Annotated in this window: 6 protein-coding genes; all 6 read left to right on the forward strand. The window is 41.6% G+C overall.

Features of this window, described 5'->3' with window-relative positions; all coding sequences use genetic code 11:
- The first annotated feature begins 178 nt into the window (after positions 1–178).
- Positions 179–793: a BRO-N domain-containing protein gene (locus IQ229_RS21675; RefSeq protein ID WP_194047274.1), complete on the forward strand. Its 615-nt coding sequence runs from the start codon at positions 179–181 to the stop codon at positions 791–793.
- An 11-nt stretch (positions 794–804) separates the two neighbouring features.
- Positions 805–942 (forward strand): hypothetical protein, encoded by a 138-nt coding sequence (locus IQ229_RS21680; RefSeq protein WP_194047275.1) that lies wholly within the window; start codon positions 805–807, stop codon positions 940–942.
- 199 nt (positions 943–1,141) lie between these two features.
- Entirely contained in the window at positions 1,142–1,405 is a 264-nt protein-coding gene (locus IQ229_RS21685; RefSeq protein ID WP_194047277.1) for a hypothetical protein, read from the forward strand.
- Positions 1,398–1,718, forward strand: coding sequence for a hypothetical protein (locus tag IQ229_RS21690; RefSeq protein WP_194047279.1), 321 nt, complete (start codon positions 1,398–1,400; stop codon positions 1,716–1,718). Before IQ229_RS21685 ends, IQ229_RS21690 begins: the two co-directional genes overlap by 8 nt.
- Before the next feature lie 116 nt (positions 1,719–1,834).
- Positions 1,835–2,206, forward strand: coding sequence for a hypothetical protein (locus IQ229_RS21695; protein WP_194047281.1), 372 nt, complete (start codon positions 1,835–1,837; stop codon positions 2,204–2,206).
- Positions 2,207–2,561: 355 nt separating this feature from the next.
- Positions 2,562–2,816, forward strand: coding sequence for a hypothetical protein (locus IQ229_RS21700; RefSeq protein WP_194047283.1), 255 nt, complete (start codon positions 2,562–2,564; stop codon positions 2,814–2,816).
- Positions 2,817–2,942: the final 126 nt, after the last annotated feature.

Raw genomic sequence — 2,942 nt, forward strand, 5'->3', positions numbered from 1 at the left:
GGGGTATACTCTACGACATTTTTTTTGATGCCGTAGAGTACCGCTGACACTAACTTGTGTGTGTAAATTGTGTGTTTTTATCTTACTTCCTTTCCCTACCAAATATATCTTCCTTGGTGCTGACAGAGCTATGAGTGAAATAACGATAAAGAACACACAATTTCACACACGGAAGAAAATGGCAAACTTATCAGTTTTCAGTTTTGAGTCACACGAAATACGGTTTGTGGGTACTGCGGATGAACCGTGGTGGGTAGCGGTAGATGTTTGCAAGGTATTGGAACTCGATGACACAAGTAAAGCAGTAAGTCGATTAGATGACGATGAAAAGCTGATACGAACATTACTCTTGTCAGGACAACGCAGGGAAAGTTTATTGGTTAATGAGTCAGGACTCTACTCTCTCGTTCTCACCTCTCGCAAGGCACAAGCGAAACGCTTCAAGAAGTGGCTCACATCAGAGGTGATACCAGCTATCCGCAAAACAGGCACTTACTCAGTAATCGCTAAACCTCAGCCACTACTACCCAGTGAAGAACAGCAAGCCAAACTTGCAAAACACCACGAAAAAGTGGAATCCATACGCCAAAGAATTGCTACCACCGAGCAAGCGTTAGCAGAGCTTGAAGCAGAGTTATTGACAGCAATGCGTGATGAGGTGAACGAAGCAAAAGCCTTTACCAGCGCCTACGCTGACGTGGGTGAAGAGTACGTTCGTTGTACAGAGGTACTTTCAAAGGCAAAAGCGCTCAACCCGTACCTGAATGTTGGTAGTCCCAAGAGCGGGAAGTAGGGGTATGAGAATTGGGTGTCATTTCCGATGACATCTATGGTGTTACCCAAGATGGCATCCCAAAAGTAAGGGTATGTGATAAAGGAATTATCGGCATCAAGCACCCGACGCGTAGAGAAGCAGACAGAGAATACAAACAAAGTGAATAATTCTTGTAATCCAGCCATAGTATACACTGTGGCTTGTTTTCTTATTTATAACAGATAAATAGTTGACGTTTTTTATTTATCTGTTATAAATGATATATAGCAAGTACAGCAAGGGATTCAGAGATTCATCGATTCCATAGCGCTGTTACTGCTGAGTATGAGCTACTGTCACTTAAACTACTGTCACTGAGAGGAAATTATGAACTCACCTGGCTACAGATTTAAAACTATTCAAACCCAAGCACTTCAGTTAAGCATTGAGTCCACAAGACTTGTTTCTCTCGTTATGGGCTTAACGGGTGAAGAAGTAACACCACAAACAATAATTGAAAACTTTTCTGAACTCGAAGATCGCTATAAATTACTGAAAAATCGAATAGAAGCAGTTCAAGCAAGCCTTGATAACGGGCACGATCCAGACCGTCATTTATTCGCATACGAACAGGAGGAAAACAATGCCTAGAGGTGTTCCAAAAGCAGGTACAAGGAAACCAGGTTCGGGTAGGAAGAAGAAGTACGCAGGAGAGGCAATGCAAAAATATGTCCCAATCTCTATTGCTGATAAGTTGGATGACATATATCTACTCTTGATTGACCTAGAGAAAGAGGTTGGTGTATGGGAAAAAACTTGTGAAGAAAAGATTACCTCACCACGCTATGAGCAAGCCCGTAAGCTCGTTTCAGTGCTTAGATTCCTTCTAAACAGGCTAGGAATTGATACCGCTAACATTTACGCAGATAACCAAGAACAAGAAAGACCTACCGAGGAATCGTAATCCTAGTAAGTCTTGTGAATGATTGATTTTGTTTAATCCGTTAACTCAAATTTCCCTTTAATAGTTACCAGCTATTAAGGGGAAAACAAAAACAAAAACGTCTAATAATCAATACCATGATAGCACTAGCATCCATCAACATTAGCAACTTTCTGAACTCTAGCAGCACAAGTGGATTACCTGCGGCTTGCGACTACGCATCAATGTACTGCAACGATGCTACTGATGACGCTTTGGCAGGCAAGGAACCCATTACAGAAATTGCTAGTAGTAAAAATCTCGCGTTGAAAAACAAAGCACTTTTAACGTTTGGCAAGTATGCCAAATGTGGCACTGAAGAAATCAAGACTTACTGGAATGCTGGAAGAATTAGAGACTACGTAAGAAGCTGCTATTCATTTAACATGGAATGCGCTAGAGATTTTTCTGTACGTGGCAACAGTAATGCATTCTGGGAAGCAGTGATTAAGTGGTGTGCTGATAGATAAACCTCTTTCCTTGACCACACAGAAATGACCTAGTGGCATCGAAAATAACAAGACTCTCTCAATAGCTGTGAACTAGCGAGAGAGTCCTATGCACTAAAAGCCAGTGCTAATAATATTCATTCTGACAACAAGAATAATACTAACAATGAAAAACAATATCGTACAGTTTTACAGACCTATTACTTTCATTTTTTGCTTAGGTTCATTGAACTGCTGGATAAGAGAAATATGCGACGAATACAGCTTGCTGTCTTTAACCTGGAATGGACATAAGCTTGTATGTTGCAAAATAGACCCTACGTGGGCTGAAGACTATGCACAAGCGTTAATAAGTGCAGTACTGAGACAAGTTCCTATGAGCTTGCCAGATGAGGAACCCTTAGATATAGAGTACGCTAACGACCCTTGTTTTTCGGGTGTCGCCCCCGATGCCTCCCTTGGTGACACCGAGAGAGCCACCCAAGGTAACACCCTTTCCGTGACATACTCAAGACCACATATCCAAGATGACAATGACCACATGATAGAGCTTGAGTTGAGGGCAAAAGAGTTGGCGCGAGATTATCCACACATGAATGTAGAACAGTGGAGAGCGATCTTACTTGGATAGCTTTTGTTTACTCACAGCTAACTTTCCCGATTGAGTGTTAAGGCTCAATCGGTTTGTCGTGAGTTGGTCACTCGCCAGAAGAAAAAGTTATTCCAATACCTTAAGGTTTTAGAACTGTCTCTTATA

Origin of the sequence: Nostoc cf. edaphicum LEGE 07299, assembly GCF_015207245.1 — a bacterium.
In the GTDB taxonomy this organism is placed as follows: Bacteria; Cyanobacteriota; Cyanobacteriia; order Cyanobacteriales; family Nostocaceae; genus Nostoc; species Nostoc edaphicum_B.

Coding starts and splice junctions, on each gene's coding strand:
- IQ229_RS21675 (WP_194047274.1), top strand. CDS start 179: ATGGCAAACTTATCAGTTTTCAGTTTTGAGTCACACGAAATACGGTTT.
- IQ229_RS21685 (WP_194047277.1), top strand. CDS start 1,142: ATGAACTCACCTGGCTACAGATTTAAAACTATTCAAACCCAAGCACTT.
- IQ229_RS21690 (WP_194047279.1), top strand. CDS start 1,398: ATGCCTAGAGGTGTTCCAAAAGCAGGTACAAGGAAACCAGGTTCGGGT.
- IQ229_RS21695 (WP_194047281.1), top strand. CDS start 1,835: ATGATAGCACTAGCATCCATCAACATTAGCAACTTTCTGAACTCTAGC.
- IQ229_RS21700 (WP_194047283.1), top strand. CDS start 2,562: ATGAGCTTGCCAGATGAGGAACCCTTAGATATAGAGTACGCTAACGAC.